Here is an 18,699-nt window from a genome sequence, read left to right as displayed (position 1 = left end):
CTTCACTTTCAAGGTCCCCCTTACGCCTGTGTGGCGAGTCTTCCTGACCGTCCTCGCGATCATCGGCCAGGTTGCCAGCTACGAATGAGCCGGATCGCGTCCGGCGGCCGGGTCCGCAGAGCGCTTGACGTCGATCCAGTGCGCGAGTCTGTCGAACCAGAGATGAACGACGGGCGTGGTGAACAGCGTCAGCATCTGCGAGAGGATCAGGCCGCCTACGATCGCGATCCCGAGCGGCACCCGCAATTCCGCGCCAGCTCCGTGCCCGAGCGCAAGCGGCAAGGCGCCAAAAAGCGCTGCGAGCGTGGTCATCATGATCGGGCGAAACCGCAGCACGCAGGCCTGGCGGATCGCGTCGTGCGGGGTCATGCCGCGCTCCCGCTCGGCCACCAGGGCGAAGTCGATCATCATGATGGCGTTCTTCTTCACGATGCCGATCAGGAGAATGATGCCGATGATCCCCATGATCGACAGGTCCTGCCCGCACAGCATCAGCGCCAGCAGCGCCCCTACGCCCGCCGACGGCAACGTTGAGATGATGGTGAGCGGATGAATCGCGCTCTCGTAAAGAATGCCGAGGATCAGGTAGACCACGACAAGCGCCGCGGCGATCAGGTAAGGCTCGCTTGCGAGGGACGCCTGGAACGCCTGCGCCGTACCCTGGAACGTGGTGGTCAGCGCGTCGGGCTTGCGCGCGGCGATTTCGGCCCGGCGGATCGCGGCCACCGCGTTGCCGAGCGACTGACCGGATGCAAGGTTGAACGAGATCGTGACCGACGGGAACAGGCCCTGGTGATTCACGGATATCGGCGAGACGTTGTTCTCTATCTTCGCCAGCGTGCTGAGCGGCACAAGCGCGCCGGTCGCGGGGGAGCGAACGTACAGGCGCGAAAGCGCGTCGATGGTCAGCTGAAAGCGCGGATCGACTTCCTCGACTACGTAGTACTGGTTCAGTTGCGTGAACAGGGTCGCGACCTGGCGCTGGCCGAAAGCGTCGTAGAGCGTGTCGTCGATAGCCTGCGCGGTGATCCCGAAGCGCGACGCCGTGCTGCGATCGATCACGAGCGTCGCGCTCGTGGCGGACGCCTGCTGATCGGAAATGACGTCAGTAATTTCGGGCAGCGCGGCGAGGCGAGTGGTGAGGACTTGCGCCCAGTGATTCAGCAGGACAACGTCCGGCGCCTGCAGCGTGTACTGGTATTGCGCCGCGCTGACCCGGCCGCCCACCTGGATGTCCTGCCGCACCTGCATGCCGAGCGTGATTCCCACCACCTTCGTTAGCTTGGGCTTGAGGCGATTGAGCACCTGTCCCGCGCTCGCCGTGCGAACGCCGAACGGCTTGAGGTTGATCATGACCCGGCCCTGACTCACGGTCGGGTTCGCGCCGATCCAGTAATACACGTTGTCGACAGCGGGATCGGCCTCGATGATATGGCCAAGCTGCTGCATCTTCGTGGCCATCAATTGCGGGGAGATGTCCGGGGCAGCTTGCGCCACGCCCTGGATCAGCCCGGAATCCTCTTGCGGGAAGAATCCCTTGGGTATGGCAACGAACAGGGCAACCGTGGCGAAGACCGTTGCAACGGTCACACCGAGCATCGTTTTCTGATGGCACAGAACCCAGTCAAGTCCGCGCTCGTAGCGCCGTTCCACCCACGTGAAGCCCGTCTCAAGCCAGCCTTCGAGCTTGCGCATGCGGCCGGCGTCACTGCCGGGCGTGCGGATGAGCCAGCCGCACAGCATCGGCGTAAGCGTGAGCGAGACGACCGCCGACATGATGATCGCAGCGCTCACCGTGACCGCGAACTCGCGAAAGAGGCGCCCTACGATCCCGCCCATCAGCAAGATGGGGATAAACACCGCGATCAGGGAGATGGTCATGGAGATGATGGTGAAGCGCACCTCGCGCGCGCCGAGCAAGGCGGCCTGCATGCGCGGCACGCCTTCTTCGATGTGCCGCATCACGTTCTCGATCACGACAATCGCGTCGTCCACCACGAAGCCCACGGCGATGGTCAGGCCCATCAGTGAGAGATTGTCGACGCTGTAGTCGAGCAGGTACATCACGGCGAAGGTCGCCACCAGCGAGAGCGGGATCGTGAGACTCGGGATCACGGTCGCCCACACATTACGCAGGAACACGAAGATCACCATCACCACCAGTCCGACTGTGAGCATCAGGGTGAACTGCACGTCATGGACGGAAGCGTTGATCGTCTGGGTGCGGTCGCCGACCACGTGCAAATGGGCCGCCGCAGGCAGGGTCGCCCGCAGCGCCGGGAGCGCCGCGTTGATGTTGGCGATGGTCTTCACCACGTTATAGCCGGGCTGCTTGTGGACATCGAGGATGATCGCCCGGTCATGCTGCAGCCATGCCGCCTCCTGCGTGTCCTCGGCGGCGCTCACCACCGTGCCCAGGTCCCGCAGGCGGATCGGCGCGCCGTTCTTGTAGGCCACGACCAGGTCGCGATAACCGCGGATCGAGGTGAGCTGGTCGGTTGCGTTGAAGACCACCGAGCGGTCTGGACCGTTGAGGCTGCCCTTCGGTGCGTTCACTGTCTGCACGCCTACGATGGCACGCACGTCCTCCAGCGTGAGCCCGCGGGCAGCAAGCATGTCGGGGTCGATCTGGATACGCACGGACGGACGTTGCTGACCGTGGAAGTCGACGAGGCCCACGCCCGGCATCTGCGAGATCTGCTGCGCGAGATAGTCTTCGGCGTAGCCATCAAGCTGCGTGAGCGTAAGCGATGGCGACGTGAGCGCGAGCGAGAGCAGCGTGAAGTCGGCGGGATTGACCTTCTCATAGGTGGGCGGGTTCGGCAGGTTCTTCGGCAATGTGCCGCCCGCCGCGTTGATGGCCGTCTGCACATCCTGCGCCGCACCGTTTATGTCGCGTGACAGGTCGAACTGCACGGCTATGCTGGTCGTGCCAAGCGAGCTCGAGGAGGTCATCTGCGTGATGCCCGCGATCAGCGACAACTGTCGTTCGAGCGGCGTCGCCACCGAGGTCGCCATGGTCTCGGCGCTCGCGCCCGGCAACTTGGCGACGATCTGGATAGTCGGAAAATCGACCTGCGGCAAAGGCGCGACCGGCAGCAGGAAGTACGCCACCGTGCCGACCAGCAGCACGGCGATCGCCAGGAAGCTGGTCGCGATGCGCCGCCGGATGAAGAACTCGAGCAGGCTCATGAAGGATCTCCTACCGTATCGTTGGAAGACACGCCTGAACCACCGGAGCCACCCGAGCCGCCCGGCACGTCCGGAGCTGCCGCGATGATCTTCGCATTCACCCGCGTGCCGGGGTTCAGGCGGCTCTGGCCATCGAACACCACCCGTTCGCCTGCCGCCACGCCGCCGAGAATCTCCGTCATGCCGTCCACGCTCAGGCCCGTCCTCACCGGCCGCAACTGCGCCTCGCCGTTTGGCGTGATGGTGTACAACTGCGTTCCGCTCTGGCTGTTGATCACCGCGCGGCTTGGCACCGCGAGACGCTGGCGGCTGGTGCGCACCAGCACCTGCGCGTTGACCAGTTCGCCCGGCCACAGCTTGCGGTCGCGATTCGTGAATGACGCCTTCATCTTGATCTGCCCTGTGCTCGCATCCACAATGCTGTCGATGAAGACAAGCGTGCCTTCAGCCAGTGCCTCGCCTCCCGAACGGCTGGTCACCCTGACAGTCAGCGGCGCTTTCGCCTGGTTCGCGAGCACCTCGGGCAGCGCGTCCTGCGGCACGGAGAACAGCACGGTGATCGGTTCCATCTGAGTCACGGTGACGACACCAGTGGTGTCAGCCGGATGGACGATGGCGCCGAGATCCGCTTCGCGCGCGCCCGCGCGGCCCGTAAAAGGCGCGTAGAGCGTGGTGAAGTCGAGCTGGAGCTGGTCGCTCTGGACCAGCGCGGCATCCGCGGCCACGCTCGCCACCAGCGACTCGACCTGCGATTTGGCGGTGTCCGCGCTTTGCGAGGTCGCCGCCCCGATGCCGACCAGCTTCGAAAAGCGCGCGAGGTCGAGGCGCGCGTTGTCAAGGCTCGCCTGGTCCTTGCGCTGCGCCGCCTGCGCCTGATGCAGTTGCGCCGTGAGCGGCCCCTGGTCGAGCTGCGCCAGCACCTGCCCGGCCTGCACGTCCTGGCCTTCTCTGAACGCGATGCGCGCAAGTTGCCCGTCCACGCGCACTTTCACGTCGACCAGGTTGAGCGCCTGGACGGTGCCCACCGCGTCGACGCGGATGGGAAAGTCTCGCAGCACGGCGTGGCCGGCATCGACTGGCACGGCTGAAACAAGCGCCACCGGCGGGTGTCTTGGCCACAGCCAGAAGGTGCTCAGCGCGAGCACAACGGCTACCGCCAGCACCAACGCCGGCAGCTTGCGACGATCGCGGCCTTGGGCGCGCACGGGCATTGCCGCAGGTTCGAGTGGAACGTGTTCTTGTTTCATGAGTTGCCGGGATTCGATTGGGATGAGCGGGGACCGGTGTCGGCCTCGGTTACGCCAAAGCCGCCGCCGAAGGCGCGGAACAGGCCAACCGATGCCTGCAGCCGCAAGAGGCGCGTCTGCACCAGCGTGTCTTCCGATTGATACAAGGTGCGCTGGGCGTCGAGGACAGTGAGGAAGTCCACGGTCCCGAACTTGTACTGCGCCTCGGCAAGCGTCACCGCCTTGAGCGCGGCGTCGGCGGCGGCCTGGTCCGCGGCTTCTGCGAGCTGCTGCTGGCGCGCCGTGGACAGCGAGTCCTCCACGTCCTGCAGCGCAGTCATGATGGTCTGCCGATAGTCCGCCGCGCCCTTGTCGAACGCAGCCCGGTTTGCATGAAGCTGGCCCCGCAGCGCGCCGCCATCGAACACGGGCGCCGCCAGCGACGTAGCAAGGGTAGCGAAGGGGCTCGCCAGGAAATACTCCAGCGAGCCGCTGCTCAAGCCGCCATCGGCCGTCAGCGTGATATTCGGGAAGAACGCGGCGCGCGCCGCGCCCACGCTGTAGTTCGCGGACTGCAGGCTCGCTTCCTTCGAACGGATGTCGGGCCGCGTCTCGAGCAGGCTCGATGGCAGGTTCGGCCGCACGGCCGGAATCGGAATGGCGCTCAAGGGCGCGTCGCCCACCTCGAAGCCTTCCGGCGCGGATCCGGTCAGCACCGCCAGCGCATGAAGGCCTTGTTCGAGTTGCAGTCGCAGGACCGGGACGGCTGCCTGGAACGTGGCGAGCGCATTGCGCTGCTGCTGAACCTGCAGTTCGGTCGCGACGCCCGCGCCCTGTTGCGCGAGCAGCAACTGGAGTATGCGCGAGGCATCGGCGGAAACTGTCTGGGCCAGGGCCACGCGGCGCCGCAGCGACTGGATCTCGAAGTAGGTATTGACCACCGACGCTGTCAGCGTGAGCGCTACCGTGTCGCGGTCGAACTCAGAAGCCCGGGCGAGCAGCGCGGCGGCGTTGGCGTTCGCCGCGTTGAGCCCCCAGAAATCGATTTCGTAGCTGGCTTCGGCAAATACGCTCTGGCTCTTGCTGGTTGAACCTTTCCCGCCGCCGTTGCCGCCCTGATGACCACGATCATACGTACTGCCGAGTGTCAGCGACGGAAAGAGCGGCGCGCCCGCCTTCTCGGCATTGCCACGCGCCTGCTCCACCGTCGCGACGGCCGACGCCAGCGAATAATTGCTGCTCAGGCTCCGCTCGACGAGCGCATCGAGCGCGGGGTCCTGGTAGGCGCGCCACCATGCGCTGCGCACCGGGGTGGTATCGGCAAGCGAGGTCTGGACGGCGCCGTCAAAACCCTGGGCGAGCGGCGGATCAGGACGCGTGTAGGCCGGCACGAGCGAGCAGCCGCAGACCGCGAACGCAAGCCCCGTGGCGAGGACGTGGAGCGCACGCAAGCGCGTGCTAGACAGGTGCTTGGGGCGCCTCGACGGTGCCGAACGACAAGGCTCGGACATGGAAGGATTTCTCCCGCTACGATGAAGACCCCAGCGTAGCGGGACGGTCCTGTCCGCCCTTTCGCGCAATGATTAAAGATTTTTAATGCAGACCGGCCTGCCTCACACCGGCTCGCCGAGCAGGTAGCCGGCCCCCGCTACCGTCTGGATGATCGCCGTCGGAAAATCACGGTCGACCTTGCCGCGCAGCCGGTGCATATGCATGTCGATGATGTTGCCGCGCGGCTCGAAGTCATAGTTCCACGCGGCCTCGAGCAGCATGCTGCGCGTCACGATCCGGCCCGCGTGGCGAACCAGGCATTCCAGCAGCAGGAACTCGCGATGCTGTAGACGCAGACTGCGCCCCGCGCGGGTCGCGCTGCGCGCGCGCAAGTCGAGCGCCAGGTCGGCGCATTGCAGCACATCGCCCCGGCGGCCGCTGTCGCGGCGGCGCGCGACCGCTTCAAGACGGGCCAGCAGTTCGGCAAACGCGTAGGGCTTGACCAGGTAGTCGTCGCAGCCCGCGCGAATGCCTTCCACCCGGTCGTTCAGGCCGCCCACGGCCGAGAGCATCAGCACAGGCGTTGCATTGCCGTGCGCGCGCAACGCGCGCACGAGCTCCACGCCGTCGAGCCGAGGCAGCATCCGGTCCGTCACCACCACGTCGTAGATTCCCTCGCGCACGAGCGCGAGGCCGGTCGCGCCATCTTCGGCCGTATCGACGATATGGCCGCTCTCCGCGAGGCCACGGGCCAGGAAGGCCCTGCCGCGGGCATCGTCTTCAATCACCAGGACGCGCATAAAAACCCATCCTCACGCGCTTGCATTAAAATTTTTTCATGTTCGGGAGAAAAGCCGGACCGGTTCGGCACGGCATACTGCCAACATACAGGATAAGTTCGATGATCGTTTAGGGCGACCCGTCGCCTCTCGCACGCAAAACCGGAGACGGCATGCCGAATGTACTCGTCGTCGAAGACGACACGCAGACCTTGAACGAAATCGTCGAAGCGCTCAGCTATCACGGCTGCTCGGTCGAGACCGCGCAGACCGGCCGGGACGGGCTGATGCTCGCCATTGCCAACCGCTATGACGCCATCGTGCTCGATCGCATGTTGCCGGGTGGCCTCGAGGGACTCGGCATGCTCGCGTCGCTGCGTAGCGCGGGAATAGAGACACCCGTCCTGATCCTGAGCGCACTCTCCGCGGTGGATGAACGCGTGCGCGGACTGCGCGCGGGCGGCGACGACTACCTGACCAAGCCGTTCGAATTCATCGAACTCACGGCCAGGCTCGATGCCCTGATGCGCCGTCGCGACGCCGCGCCGGAAATCCAGGAGTACCGCGTGGGTCCCGTGCACCTCGACCTGCTCAGGCGCGACGTGACTTGCGCCGGCCGGCCGGTCGCGCTGCTGCCGCGCGAATACCGGCTGCTCGAATACCTGATGCGAAACGAAGGCCAGGTGGTGAGCCGAACGATGCTCTTCGAAGCGGTTTGGGACTATCGGCTCGACGAGCGCACCAACGTCATCGACGTGCACATCAGCCGCCTGAGGAAGAAGCTCGATCCTTCCGGCTCGATGCCGATGATTCACACCGTACGCGGATCGGGGTACTTGCTTCGTGCGCCTGACTGAACTCCACCGCACTACCAGCTTTCGGCTCGCCACCTTGTTCCTGTCGATGTTCGGCATCGTCGCGGCGATCCTGTTCGGCTACCTGTACACCGAAATCACCGGTTTCGAGACGGAGCGAATCGACGACTGGCTGCTGCGCGAACATGCCGAGCTGACCCGTGAGGATCCGGTCGAACTTGTCGCGCGCTTTCAACACCAGAATCTCTACGACCCGCGCATGCAGCGCCCCTTCGGACTTTTCGACGCCAACGGTCGCCATCTAGCGGGCGGCTATCCTGGCGAGCGCCCTGCCATCCCCGTCTTCGACAAACCGTTTTCGATCCGACTGCGCGGCGTACCCCACAATCCGCCCGGCCGCTGTATCGCGATGCGCTTCCCGGACCAGCGCATCGCGCTGCAATGCCAGAATATCCGCGAACTCGATCACTTCGACGAAGAGCTGCTGCATGCGCTGCTCTCCGCTGCCTTGTTGACGCTGGTCGTCGGACTGCTGGGCGCGGCAGTGATCGGGGTGGGATCGGTGCGGCGCCTCGACGCGGTCACGGCATCGATCAAACAGATCGTCGCGGGCAACCTGAGCCAGCGGCTGCCCATGCATACGCGGCAAGACGATCTCGACCGCCTGGTGCGCGTGGTGAACGGCATGCTGGACGAGATCGAGCGGCTGATGCACGAGGTCAAGGGCGTCTGCGACGCCATCGCCCATGACCTGCGCACGCCGCTCACGCGCCTGATCGCAGGACTGGAGCGCGCACAGCGGCGCGCCGGCACAGAACAGGAAACCCGCGCGGCGCTCGACGACACGCTCACCGAGGCAACCGGCATGATGCGCACCTTCAACGCGCTGTTGCGCATTTCCGAGGTTGAGAGCGGGGTGCGGCGCGAAGGCTTCACCGCGGTAGATCTGGGCGCGCTGGCAACAGACGTGTTCGAGCTCTACGAACCCACCGCCGAAGACAAGGGAATCTCCTTCGACGTGCAGCGTTCCTCTCCCGGACCTTATCCGATGCATGGCGACCCAAGCCTGCTCTTCGAGGCGCTGGCGAACCTGGTTGAAAACGCGCTCAAGTTCGCGCCCACAGGCGGCCACGTCCTGATCCGTCTCTTCAGCGACGCCACCGGCGTCGGCATATCGATCCGCGACGACGGGCCCGGCATCGCGCCCGCGGAGCGTCAAGCCGTGCTGAGACGGTTCTACCGCACGGAGGCAAGCCGGCATACCGCCGGCAACGGGCTCGGGCTGAGCCTCGCCTACGCCGTGGCGGGCATGCATGGCATGGAGATCCGCTTCGGGGACATCGCAAGCGGCTGCGAGGTCACTCTCTTCAAACCCATGCAGCCGGAATAGCAGGCGTATCGGCCGGGCACATCCCTTCTGCGCTATCCCTTGCTGCTTGGCAGGTCCGTCTGCGACAGCTTGTCGAGCGCCGCCAGCATGCGCGCCGTGCCTTGCCCGATGTGCCGGAAGCTTGCCTGGTAGCTGCGGCTCGCGTCCCCGGACTTGAGCGCACTCACGATCTCGCGATGCTCCTCGTTCGACTGCAGCAAGGCGTCACCCTGCGTGACCCCATGCGAGCGAAACATTTTGAACTCCTTAACGAGCCCCCTATAAAGCCTTATCAAACGGGTGTTTCCCGTGGCGCGTACCATGAAGTCGTGGAACTCAAGGTTGAGCGTGTCGTACCGCGCGAAGTCGCTGACTTGCGCCGCGTCTTCCATCTCGTCCAACAGGCGATCAAGTCCAGCCGAGACATCGGCCCGCAGGACCGGTAGCAGCAGGAGGGCGGACAACGCAACCAGTCCCGCGCGGAGCTCGAAGACCTCCGCCACGTCCTGCTTCGTGAACCGTCGCACGAAGATGCCCCGATTCGGGATCAGGCAGAGGAGCCCGAGCTCGACAAGCGAGCGGCAAGCCTCCCGCACCGGCCCGCGGCTGACCGCAAGCTGCGTGGCGAGCGCCGTCTCGTTGAGACGTTGCCCAGGCTTCAGTTCGCCGCTCAGGATCATGCGTTCGATCAAGTGCTGCACGACGCCGGTGACGGTATGCGTGCGCAAGTCGGCCACGGTGATGCCAGATTCCGGGTTGTCGCTTTTCATGATTCGATCGTAGGTTACCCGCGGCGCAAAGCATGCCGAGCCGGGTCAGGATGGCTCGAACACCGCGACCTTGTTGCTCTCGTTCAGATAAACGAACAACCGATGCGTCTTCGGGTCTACGTCCAGGGTATGGACCTTCTTTTCCGTGTCGATATGATCAATCACCGTGTTGTTGTCCAGATCCACGACCTCAAGCTTGCCCGACTTGTCGCCCATGAACGCGCGGCGCGCGGCCACGTCGATCGCTGTTTGATCGATATCGCCGCCCGTAAACGGCACGCTCGCGACCAGCTTGCCGGTCGCCGGGTCGACGATGAGCATCTTCTGGTCGCGAGTACCGATCACAAGGTGCTTCGCCTGGCTGTCGTAGACCATGGGCTTGGCGTCGCTCTTGACGCCGAAGTCCCAGACGGCTTCGACCGCGCCGGTATTCGGATCGATCACGTCGATCATGTTGTCGACCGGCTGATACAGGCGGTCGAGCTCCCTGACGTACAGCGCCACGTCCGGTCCGTGCTTGGCAGGATTCGGCTTGAGGTCGATCGTCTTCACGCGCTTGAACGGCGTCTTGCCTTCGAACATCACCTCGTTGTTGCTATCGTCGTTGGCGACGAAGACCGTGCCGGTGCGGCGGTCGACACTCACGCCGTCCGGCCCCTTGCCGCCCGAATCCACGGCGGCCTTCTTCTCGAAGGTCCGTTTGTCGATGACGACCAGCGTGTTGGACTTGGCGTCGGCGACGTAGGCGTATGTGTCGTCAAGATCGATCCCGTTGGCCTCCTCGACCCCGGGAATCGTCGCTTTCACCGTGAGCGTCCCCGCGTCGATAACGATGACATTGTGAGCAGGCGACTGGCCAATCCAGACAGTATTGGTCTGTTCGTCGAACGTGACCCAGTCACCGTGACCACCCTTGCCGGGAAGATCGATCGTCTTGACGAGCTTGTAATGGGACTGCGCGTTCGCGGACGCAATGCTTGCGAGCACCATCAAGCTGCCGGCCAGCACGCGTGTCGCCAGGGCAATATTTATCATCGTTCCATTCTCCGTTTGAATTGCGAATACGCTTGTCCAGGCCGCTCGATGCATCCGGTGTCATGCCGCCGGCCCTGCCTGTAATCCACGACAACCCACGGCCATTGCAATCAGGCCGAACGTTGCGTTGGAAGGGTAAAAAACGCATGCATCACGTGCCAGATGCGATGCCGGTTAATGCCCAGCACCGCGACGTGGGCCACACCCCTGATCTCACAGAATTGCTTGTCCTTGTTCGGCAACTGCGAGAAGAAGTCGAGCAGTTCGGCGTCGGTTGCATTGCCGTCATGTTCTGCCCTCGTCATGCAGACCGAACACAGCAGCCGCTTCGGGTCGACCATCGGCATGTGGATCGCCATGTCGACGTAGGTTCCGTTGGGCGTGCGGTTCGTGAGCTTGAGCTCGTAGTCGCCAAGCGCCTTCGGTACCGCAGGATCGACTGTCGATGGGTCGTCGCGGGCGAAGATGGCGTCGAAGCTTGCCTGCGAGGTCGGGCGAAAGTTGCTGGCTGTGAGGCTCGCGATATTCGCGCGGCGCCTCATGATTTCCGGCGCGCCCTCGCCGGTATAGGTGAAAGCATCCAGCACCATGCGATCGACGCGCTCGGGTTCCTCCATCGCGAACACGCCGAGCCGGATCGAGCCGGATGACTGCCCGTAGAACATGACCTTCTTCTGTCCAGTGACGCTTTCGACCACCGGAAGGGCGGCTTTCAGATCTTCGACGCCCGAGCGGATATCCGAATTCGATTGGGTCTGGGACGAACGGCCGTAGTTCTCGTGGTCCATGGTCCAGACGTCGAAACCGTATCGGGCGAACTCGTCCATGAACGAGTAGTTCGCCGTGCCCGGCACCTGCAGGTCGAAGCCTCCTCGTCCCGAGAATGACGAGCCGTGCACGAGGAACAGGACGGGCCTCGGGGGGCCGTTGTCAGGCATGCGCTTGCGATACAGGTACAGCTTGACGGCGCCCTTGCGCGCCCAATGATCCTCCGCGACGATACGTGCATTTTCCGTGGCGCTCGCGCCGGGCGGTGCGGCCGCGGCCACCAGCGTCAGCGCTGCCCCTTGCAGGAAACGGCGCCGCCGTCCTGCATCCTGCGTGTCATCCGTACTGCTCATTGTTTTTATCCCTTCCGGCAAAAACTCAACGTGCGGCAAGCGCGGCGCTTCATGCCGGGGCCAACGCGTTGCGACTAAATCATTCGTCTTCAATTTCGGTGTTGCTCGAACGCCGATGTCCTGGATGTGGACTGGCATCAGATGCAAGCGCCGTGCCAATTTTCATTTGCCCCGCCTTCACGAGCGAGCGCGGGGCGACCGTCCTTTCTTGGCGCCTGATCATGTGAAAAATCGCACAGGGCGATGCTTGCCGTCCGGAAAAGGTGTCGCGCCGCGAGGGCTTCCTTCAAGAACCAAGCGACATTGGCGATAGAGATCTTGCGTCAGGCAGCGACGCTGCGAATTTCGTTGCGGATCACCCCGATTCGATCGATTTCCGTCTCCATGACATCACCGGGCTTGAGGAATTCCGGCGGGTTTCGGGCGGCGCCAATGCCGGATGGCGTGCCGGTGGCAATGATGTCGCCCGGCTCCAGTGTCAACCCAAGAGACAGTTCCGCGATAAGGCGCGGCACCTTGAAATACATCTGGCTCGTATTGATACGCTGCTTGATCACGCCGTTCACGCGCGTCGTCAACTGCAGGTTGGTGTAGTCGATATCGCTGGCGGGAACGATCCAGGGGCCGATCGGCCCGTGGCCATCCAGACTCTTGCCCTTGAACCACTGACCGCCGTGGTCGACCTGCATGTCGCGTGCGGTTGTGTCGTTGATGACGGCATATCCGAACACATGCTGCATCGCATCGCTCTCCGCCACGTTATAGCCGCGTTTGCCGATGATCACGGCCAGCTCCCCCTCCCAGTCGATCTTGACTGACACCGCCGGATCGAAAGGAATCGGGTCGAAGGGACCATTGATGGTATGCGTGCCCTTGGTGAAGAAGACGGGGTGCTTCGGCAGGTCGGCCTTCTTGGCCGTCAGGCTCTCGCCAAAATGTTCGAGATAGTTCCAGCCCACTGCATAGACGTTGCGCGCCGGCACCGGGATCGGCGCGAGCAACCGCACCCGGTCAAGGGGCAGGTGCGGACGCCCGGATGCGGCGCAGCGGCGCGCCTGCGCAACCGCATCGGGACCGGCTGCGATCAGCGACACCATGCTCGCGGGATCAAACGCGAGCGTCATATCCATCGCCTTGGCGGCCGCCCCGAGATCGACCACCCTGCCCTGGGCTGTCACTGCTCCGAGTCTTGGCGAACCCGGGACGCCTTCGCTGAAGGTGACAAGGCGCAACACTGTGCCCTGCGGTCCAGGTTCTGCCGGAATGATGATTGACGCGGCCGTAGCGCCAGCCTTGACGGTTACCGCGGAACTCAGGGCGAAACCCGTGCCCAGTTTAAGAAGCCTGCGACGTGAATTATCCAAGTTCGTTCCTTCGAGGGAGTGAAGCCTGCACAGCGTCCATTCGCAGGCATGCCGGCCTACGGGGAAAGCGGTGCGCAGACGCTCAGTTGCCGGGCGTTGTCACGTCGAATCCATTCGCCTTCAACGATGCTTGCACCGCGGGTCCGCCAAGATAAGCCAGCAGCTTCCTGGCCGAGTCTGCAGACGCGCTGGTCGCGCTGATTCCCGCTGCATAGGTGGTCTTGAGTTGGAGGTCTTCAGGGATCGGCCCGACCAGGGTGACGCCGTGAACGGGCTTGATCTCGCTGATCTGTCCAAGCCCGACCGACACCTCGTCTCGCGCCATGGCTTCCATCGCGGTCTGTCCTTCCGCATAGTATTTGAGCTTGGGACCCACCTTGTCCCCGAGTCCAAGACGGTCGATCAACTTCGCCAGGTACACCCCCGATGTCGCACCAGTTGCCGGATCAGCCATACCTATGGATCGGGCCTCGAGCAGGACCTTCACGAATGCCTGGTCATCCGCGATACCCGGTATGGCGGCGCCGGTCTTCACCGCCAGCCCGAGCCTCACTCGTGCGATGTCCTTCTCGGAGTCCTCGCTCACCAAGTGACGCGCTGCCAGATCCGCGAGCGGCTTGGGCGGGAGAATGACCAGGTCGAAAGCCTGACCCGACACGGCCCGCTCACGCACCTGGCCGGCGGTGCCGTAGACCAGGCGCACATGGTCACCACTCGCGACCAAATACTGTTCCGGCAGGCTTTCGAGGGCGCCTTTCATAGCTGCCGCCGAGAACACCACCAGATCGGCCGCACGCGCCGGCTGAATGGCGACCAGCAGCACGCCGATTAAAATCCCCGCCCGGCCTTTCATGAGCACCGATCTCCTGATAGTTTGCGTTCCGCACTTCATTGGGTACTGTACACAGCGATGCAACCACCGCATGGTCCGCCCGTCTTCGGCAGCGGGACAAACACGTGTCCGCTCACGTCGCTCGCCGCGACCGAATGCGCGTTGCCGCCGGTGGGAATACTCTGCAACAGCGTATTGGTCTTGGCATCGATCACCCCCAGGACCGGACCGTTCGGCATCTGTCTGGCGCTGATGTAGTATTGCCCGTTTTTCGCGCTGTAGGCCACTTCATCCGCTGCGCCAATGTCTGCGACCGTCGCAACCGGGGCGCCAGTGTCCCCGTTGATGATCTGTATGATCGGCTCGAGACCCGACTTCTTGCCGCCCGCATTGCAGCCAATCACCAGCCGGTTGCCAGGCCCCCGCGCCAGGCCGGCTGGCAGGCACTTGGCCACTTTCATCGCACCCGTGACCTTGACCTTGAGCGGGTCGATGATGGCGATTTCGCCCGCCGACTTATCGCCCTTGAGTTCCGGCACCGACATCATGAACACGCCCTTGGGCGCGTAATAGATCGGCTGCTCGATCCCGTCGCTCGCGTCCTTGAACTCGATCTTGCCCAGGATCTTGTGGCCCGGCCGGGTCGAGATCAGCGTCACGAACGGCGGATCGTCGGCATCGTTGGCCACGATGAATATCTGGTGCTTCGGGTCGTAGGCCATTTCATCCGCGCGTTTCTTTCCGCCGGTCCGAATCGTGTCGACGATCTTCTGGGTCTTGAGATCGATCACCTTGACCGTGCTGTCGCCGTCGCCGGCCCAGACCTCGTTGCCGATCGTCAGGACGCCGTTGGGACCGGCCGTGTCGTTATCCTTGTCTGCGGGGACACCTACGAAACCATGCACCTGTCCCGTGACCTTCAGGGTCGCTCCATCGACAATATCCACCGCCTTGTTGCTGCGATCGGCGAGAAAGTAGTGATGGGTCTTCTGGTCGACGAAGCTGATATCGAACGAATCCAGGGGCTCGCCGGGCACCTGGATCTGGGCAATCATCTTGAGCTCGGCGGCGCCTGCGTGGTTCGCCAGAACGCAGGAGAACAGACTACCGAGCAGCGCCAGTGAATTGAGTTTGCGTAACATCATCTCCATCCTTTCTTGGTATGTGCAAGCGTTGTTTGTGTCGGTTCCAACGAACCGGTGTTCCGCAGCAGGCGGCCGCCCACAGCAGGATCAAGAGACCCCGTGGGCGCACCTGCCGATGCATCAGAACTTGTGGGTGATGCCGAGGATCAGCGCGACCTGGTTCGGCGTGCTCGAGCTCGATTCCAGGTCTCCCACCGACCCGGCCGCGGCGACGATGCTGTTGCCGTCGGCGCTGAATGTGGTGCCGTGCGCATGCGAGTAGCCGCCGATGGCGTAGACCGTGGTGCGCTTCGAGAAGAAGTATTCAGCGCCTGCCGCCACCGTGTGATAGACCGCGGACGAGGCCCCGCTCGATTTCGTGTAGGTATAGCCGGCATCAACCTGGACCGACGGTGTCACCAGGTACGCAAGGGACGCGGCGCCTGTATTGAACGTCTCCTTGCGGGTGAACGCCGTGTAGGAAGCATAGGGCTTCCACTGCGCATTGCTGTAGCGCACGTTGCCGGTCCAACCGCCGATCACATACTGAACAGCGGCCTGGCTGATCAACCGGGAGCCGACGAACGCGGTGCCGTCATAAAGCGGCGTCACGGAGTTGTTCGCCGTCGTATCAGCCGTGCCCACTCCCCCGGCGCCGTCGTTCTTGGCAAAGACATAGCCGGCGGCAGCGCTGAAGCCGGCATGCGTGTATACCACCGACGCCGACGATGTCTCCTGCGACGAGACGCTGCCGGCCACGCCGCCCAAGCCGTACATTAGTGCGTACTGCAGGCCGCTGTATGTCGGACTCGTATACTTGATCGAGTTCTGGACGCGGAAGGTATTGTCGTTGTTGTCGGCATCGCCGGGGGTCGAAAACGCGGGGCCGTAGCCGTCGGCGGTCAGCGGTTGAATCAGGTCGACCGTCGTGTCCAGTTGACGGCCAATCGTGACCGTGCCCAACGTGGCGCTGGTCATTCCGATCCATGCATTCTTGCCGAACATCCTGCCGCCCTGCTTCAGTTTTCCGGTGTTGGCGTCAAAACCGTTCTCGAGGTTGAAGATCGTCGCGAGACCACCGCCCAGGTCTTCCCTGCCCTTCATACCCCACTGGTTAGCTGTCAGGTCCGAACCCTGCAAAGTGACGAGGGAGGCGTGCCCGACGTTGTTGTAGTACGCGAGCGCGTTATCCAGCTCCCCATAGAGCGTCACGGTGTTCTGCGCCTGTGCGGCCGATGCCGCGGTCAGCGCGGCGATGGTAAAGCCAGAAAGTGCGATGCGTTTCATGTTATCTCCGGATTTATAGGTATATGTTTTTGCTAATTTATTTAGTATGCCGACATAATATTTTCAGCATGTTTCCATTGGATCGCTGTCTACCTGCATCAGGCCAATCTGGCTCACGGCCTTTGACCTGAATGCGGAAGGATCCCGCCACGCTCATACGTCGTGAAGCGCGCGGTCAAGCAGGAGGTCCCGTTGTAGTTGATCTATCAGAAACAATGCAAGCGACGTGCCAAGATGAGTTGGTATCAAGCTATTGATTTGGCGGGGAAAACGAACGGGCCTTCAGCGGTTCGTTGCGGAAAGCCGGACAAGCGGCCGGTTTGATGGATGAAATCGGTGACAAATGCTGCGGACAAAATCCCCAACGGTTTTCACTTGAACTCTTCCGAACTGATGCCGAGGCGACGCATTTTGTCGTAGAGCGTTTTTTTAGGCACTCCCAACGACTCGCAGGCCAGGGCCGCGCGGCCCGAGCATCCGCGTAACGCCTCTTCGATCAACTGCCGCTCGAACGAATTGAGCTGCGTTTCAAGCGACGCCTTGCCGGCGCCGGCGCCGACGCCATTGCCCGTCGTGTCGACCCGCGTCGGCATGCCGAGGGTGAATCGTTCAGCTACATTGCGCAGCTCGCGCACGTTTCCGGGCCACTGACGGGACATCAGGTCCCGCACGTGACTTGCGGAGACGACCGGTACCGGCTTGTTGTATTCCGCCGCTGCCTGCAGGACAAAATGCTCGAACAGCATGGGGATATCCTCGCGACGGTCTCGAAGCGGAGGAATTTCGAGCACGACGACGCCGAGCCGGTAATACAGGTCATCGCGGAAGTGCTTGAGCGCGGCCAGTTCCAGCAGGTCCACCTTCGTTCCCGCAACGATTCGACAATCCATCTTGAGCAGGTCGTTAGAGCCGACACGCTCGAACTTCTTCTCCTGCAGCAGGCGCAGCAGCTTCACTTGCAGCGACATCTGCATGGTTTCGATTTCATCGAGAAACAAGGTCCCGCCCTGAGCATATTCGATCTTGCCGATGCGCCGTTTGATCGCGCCGGTGAAGGAGCCGGCCTCGTGGCCGAATACCTCGCTCTCGAACAATAGTTCCGGGATACCTGCGCAGTTGATCGCGGCGAAATTCCCGCCTTTCCTGCGACCATAATCATGCAGCGAACGCGCGACCAGTTCCTTGCCGGTTCCGGTCTCGCCAAGAATCAGCGCGTTAGCGTCGGCGTCGGCAAGATCGAGGATCATGCGGCGCAGATGATCTATTGCCGGGGAGCGTCCGAGGATCTTCGCTTCTATGGTGTCGCGATGAGCGAGCGCCTGCCGTACGGCCCAGAGGTCGAGCGTCAGGCGGCGCTTCTCGAGCGCCCGTTGCGCGACGTCCACCAGCTGTTCCGACGAATACGGCTTCTCGACGAAATCATAAGCACCCCGGCGCATCGCGTCGACTGCCATGGGAATATCGCCGTGTCCCGTCATGAGGATAACCGGCAAGGACGCGTCGGTTTCGATCGCATGATCCATCAGCGAGAGACCGCTCATGCCAGGCAGCCGCAGGTCACTGACCAGGATTCCGGGAAAACCGAATTCGATATAACGCAGGGCGTGCTCGGCGCGCTCGAAGGCCTGGACTTCCATCCCGCTCAGTCGAAACGCCTGCACTCCACCCAGCCGCACCGCTGCGTCATCTTCTACGAAGAGCACCTTCATGTTATTGGACATCGTTGCCTCGCCGCGTGGCGTGTTTCAATCTCACTGTAAATACGGTGCCATCGGGCCGGACCTCGGCCAGCAGCGTGCCTCCGAACTCCTGGATGATGCTGGCCGAAATCGTCAAGCCCAGGCCAAGCCCTTCGCCCTGATCCTTCGTGGTGAAAAACGGTTCGAACAAATGACCCCGGACTTCTTCGGACATCCCTGCCCCGGTATCGCGAACTTCGATCGCGACGTGCTCTGCTTCGCAAGAGACCGCGATGGTCAGCACGTGCGCGCGAACGTTGCCGGCCTCGGTTATCGAGTCGAGCGCGTTGCCGATCAGGTTGATCAGCACCTGCTCGAGCCGGTTCGGTTCGGCGATCGCGAATACCCTCGCGTCCGGCTCGTCGCGTCTCAGTTCTATATTTCCGCTGCGAATACGGGCATCTAGCAGGAAGAGCGAGTTCGACACGGCGGAACTGATCAGGACCCGGTCCAGATAGGTCGGCGACTTGCGCGCGAAGCGCTTGAGCTGGCTGGTGATCTTGCCCATTCGCTCGGTCATGTTGCAAATGACAAGCAGGTTTTCGTGCACCTGGT

At 63.1% G+C, this 18,699-nt stretch carries 15 protein-coding genes; 2 read left to right on the top strand and 13 right to left on the bottom strand.

Going from position 1 to position 18,699, the window contains the following annotated elements; translation table 11 throughout:
- Positions 1–78: 78 nt before the first annotated feature.
- The 4 genes from GSQ93_RS24115 to GSQ93_RS24100 all read right to left on the bottom strand — a co-directional run bounded on the left by GSQ93_RS24115 (position 79) and on the right by GSQ93_RS24100 (position 6,709).
- Positions 79–3,192 carry an efflux RND transporter permease subunit gene (locus GSQ93_RS24115; RefSeq protein ID WP_158938147.1) on the bottom strand — a complete coding sequence of 1,038 codons (3,114 nt, stop codon included), beginning with the start codon at positions 3,190–3,192 and terminating at the stop codon, positions 79–81.
- Positions 3,189–4,439 carry an efflux RND transporter periplasmic adaptor subunit gene (locus GSQ93_RS24110; protein ID WP_158938146.1) on the bottom strand — a complete coding sequence of 417 codons (1,251 nt, stop codon included), beginning with the start codon at positions 4,437–4,439 and terminating at the stop codon, positions 3,189–3,191. Before GSQ93_RS24110 ends, GSQ93_RS24115 begins: the two co-directional genes overlap by 4 nt.
- Positions 4,436–5,929: an efflux transporter outer membrane subunit gene (locus GSQ93_RS24105; RefSeq protein ID WP_158938145.1), complete on the bottom strand. Its 1,494-nt coding sequence runs from the start codon at positions 5,927–5,929 to the stop codon at positions 4,436–4,438. Before GSQ93_RS24105 ends, GSQ93_RS24110 begins: the two co-directional genes overlap by 4 nt.
- 102 nt (positions 5,930–6,031) lie before the next feature.
- The gene (locus tag GSQ93_RS24100) at positions 6,032–6,709 is read right to left on the bottom strand and encodes a response regulator transcription factor (RefSeq protein WP_158938144.1); all 678 of its coding nucleotides are present in this window, start codon (positions 6,707–6,709) and stop codon (positions 6,032–6,034) included.
- 152 nt (positions 6,710–6,861) lie between these two features.
- On the opposite strand from GSQ93_RS24100, the gene GSQ93_RS24095 reads away from it, so the two are divergent.
- Together GSQ93_RS24095 and GSQ93_RS24090 are read left to right on the top strand one after the other, a co-directional pair.
- Entirely contained in the window at positions 6,862–7,545 is a 684-nt protein-coding gene (locus GSQ93_RS24095) for a response regulator transcription factor (protein WP_158938143.1), read from the top strand.
- The gene (locus GSQ93_RS24090) at positions 7,532–8,893 is read left to right on the top strand and encodes a HAMP domain-containing sensor histidine kinase (protein WP_158938142.1); all 1,362 of its coding nucleotides are present in this window, start codon (positions 7,532–7,534) and stop codon (positions 8,891–8,893) included. The genes GSQ93_RS24095 and GSQ93_RS24090 overlap by 14 nt, the downstream gene beginning before the upstream one ends.
- A 32-nt stretch (positions 8,894–8,925) precedes the next feature.
- Here GSQ93_RS24090 and GSQ93_RS24085 read toward each other — a convergent pair whose 3' ends face one another.
- The 9 genes from GSQ93_RS24085 to GSQ93_RS24045 form a co-directional block, all read right to left on the bottom strand.
- Positions 8,926–9,642, bottom strand: coding sequence for an FCD domain-containing protein (locus GSQ93_RS24085; RefSeq protein WP_158938141.1), 717 nt, complete (start codon positions 9,640–9,642; stop codon positions 8,926–8,928).
- 45 nt (positions 9,643–9,687) lie between these two features.
- Positions 9,688–10,677, bottom strand: a complete 990-nt coding sequence (locus GSQ93_RS24080) for a YncE family protein (protein ID WP_158938140.1) — start codon at positions 10,675–10,677, stop codon at positions 9,688–9,690.
- Positions 10,678–10,787: 110 nt separating this feature from the next.
- The gene (locus tag GSQ93_RS24075; protein ID WP_158938139.1) at positions 10,788–11,798 is read right to left on the bottom strand and encodes an alpha/beta fold hydrolase; all 1,011 of its coding nucleotides are present in this window, start codon (positions 11,796–11,798) and stop codon (positions 10,788–10,790) included.
- Between the two features lie 323 nt (positions 11,799–12,121).
- Positions 12,122–12,976: a fumarylacetoacetate hydrolase family protein gene (locus GSQ93_RS24070; protein ID WP_254074023.1), complete on the bottom strand. Its 855-nt coding sequence runs from the start codon at positions 12,974–12,976 to the stop codon at positions 12,122–12,124.
- A gap of 268 nt (positions 12,977–13,244) precedes the next feature.
- The gene (locus GSQ93_RS24065) at positions 13,245–14,015 is read right to left on the bottom strand and encodes a substrate-binding domain-containing protein (protein WP_158938137.1); all 771 of its coding nucleotides are present in this window, start codon (positions 14,013–14,015) and stop codon (positions 13,245–13,247) included.
- Between the two features lie 35 nt (positions 14,016–14,050).
- On the bottom strand, positions 14,051–15,139 hold the full coding sequence (locus tag GSQ93_RS24060) for a YncE family protein (RefSeq protein ID WP_158938136.1): 1,089 nt from the start codon (positions 15,137–15,139) through the stop codon (positions 14,051–14,053).
- Between the two features lie 120 nt (positions 15,140–15,259).
- The gene (locus GSQ93_RS24055) at positions 15,260–16,405 is read right to left on the bottom strand and encodes a porin (protein ID WP_158938135.1); all 1,146 of its coding nucleotides are present in this window, start codon (positions 16,403–16,405) and stop codon (positions 15,260–15,262) included.
- 371 nt (positions 16,406–16,776) lie between these two features.
- The gene (locus GSQ93_RS24050) at positions 16,777–18,126 is read right to left on the bottom strand and encodes a sigma-54 dependent transcriptional regulator (RefSeq protein ID WP_158938134.1); all 1,350 of its coding nucleotides are present in this window, start codon (positions 18,124–18,126) and stop codon (positions 16,777–16,779) included.
- The coding region (locus tag GSQ93_RS24045) for a sensor histidine kinase (protein WP_158938133.1) at positions 18,116–18,699 on the bottom strand (584 nt) is incomplete at its 5' end. The genes GSQ93_RS24045 and GSQ93_RS24050, both read right to left, overlap by 11 nt.

This window comes from Burkholderia sp. S171 (genome assembly GCF_009766085.1).
In the GTDB taxonomy this organism is placed as follows: domain Bacteria; phylum Pseudomonadota; class Gammaproteobacteria; order Burkholderiales; family Burkholderiaceae; genus Caballeronia.
The sequence above is the reverse complement of the archived record's forward strand: the minus strand, read 5'-3'. Positions and strand labels throughout refer to the sequence as shown.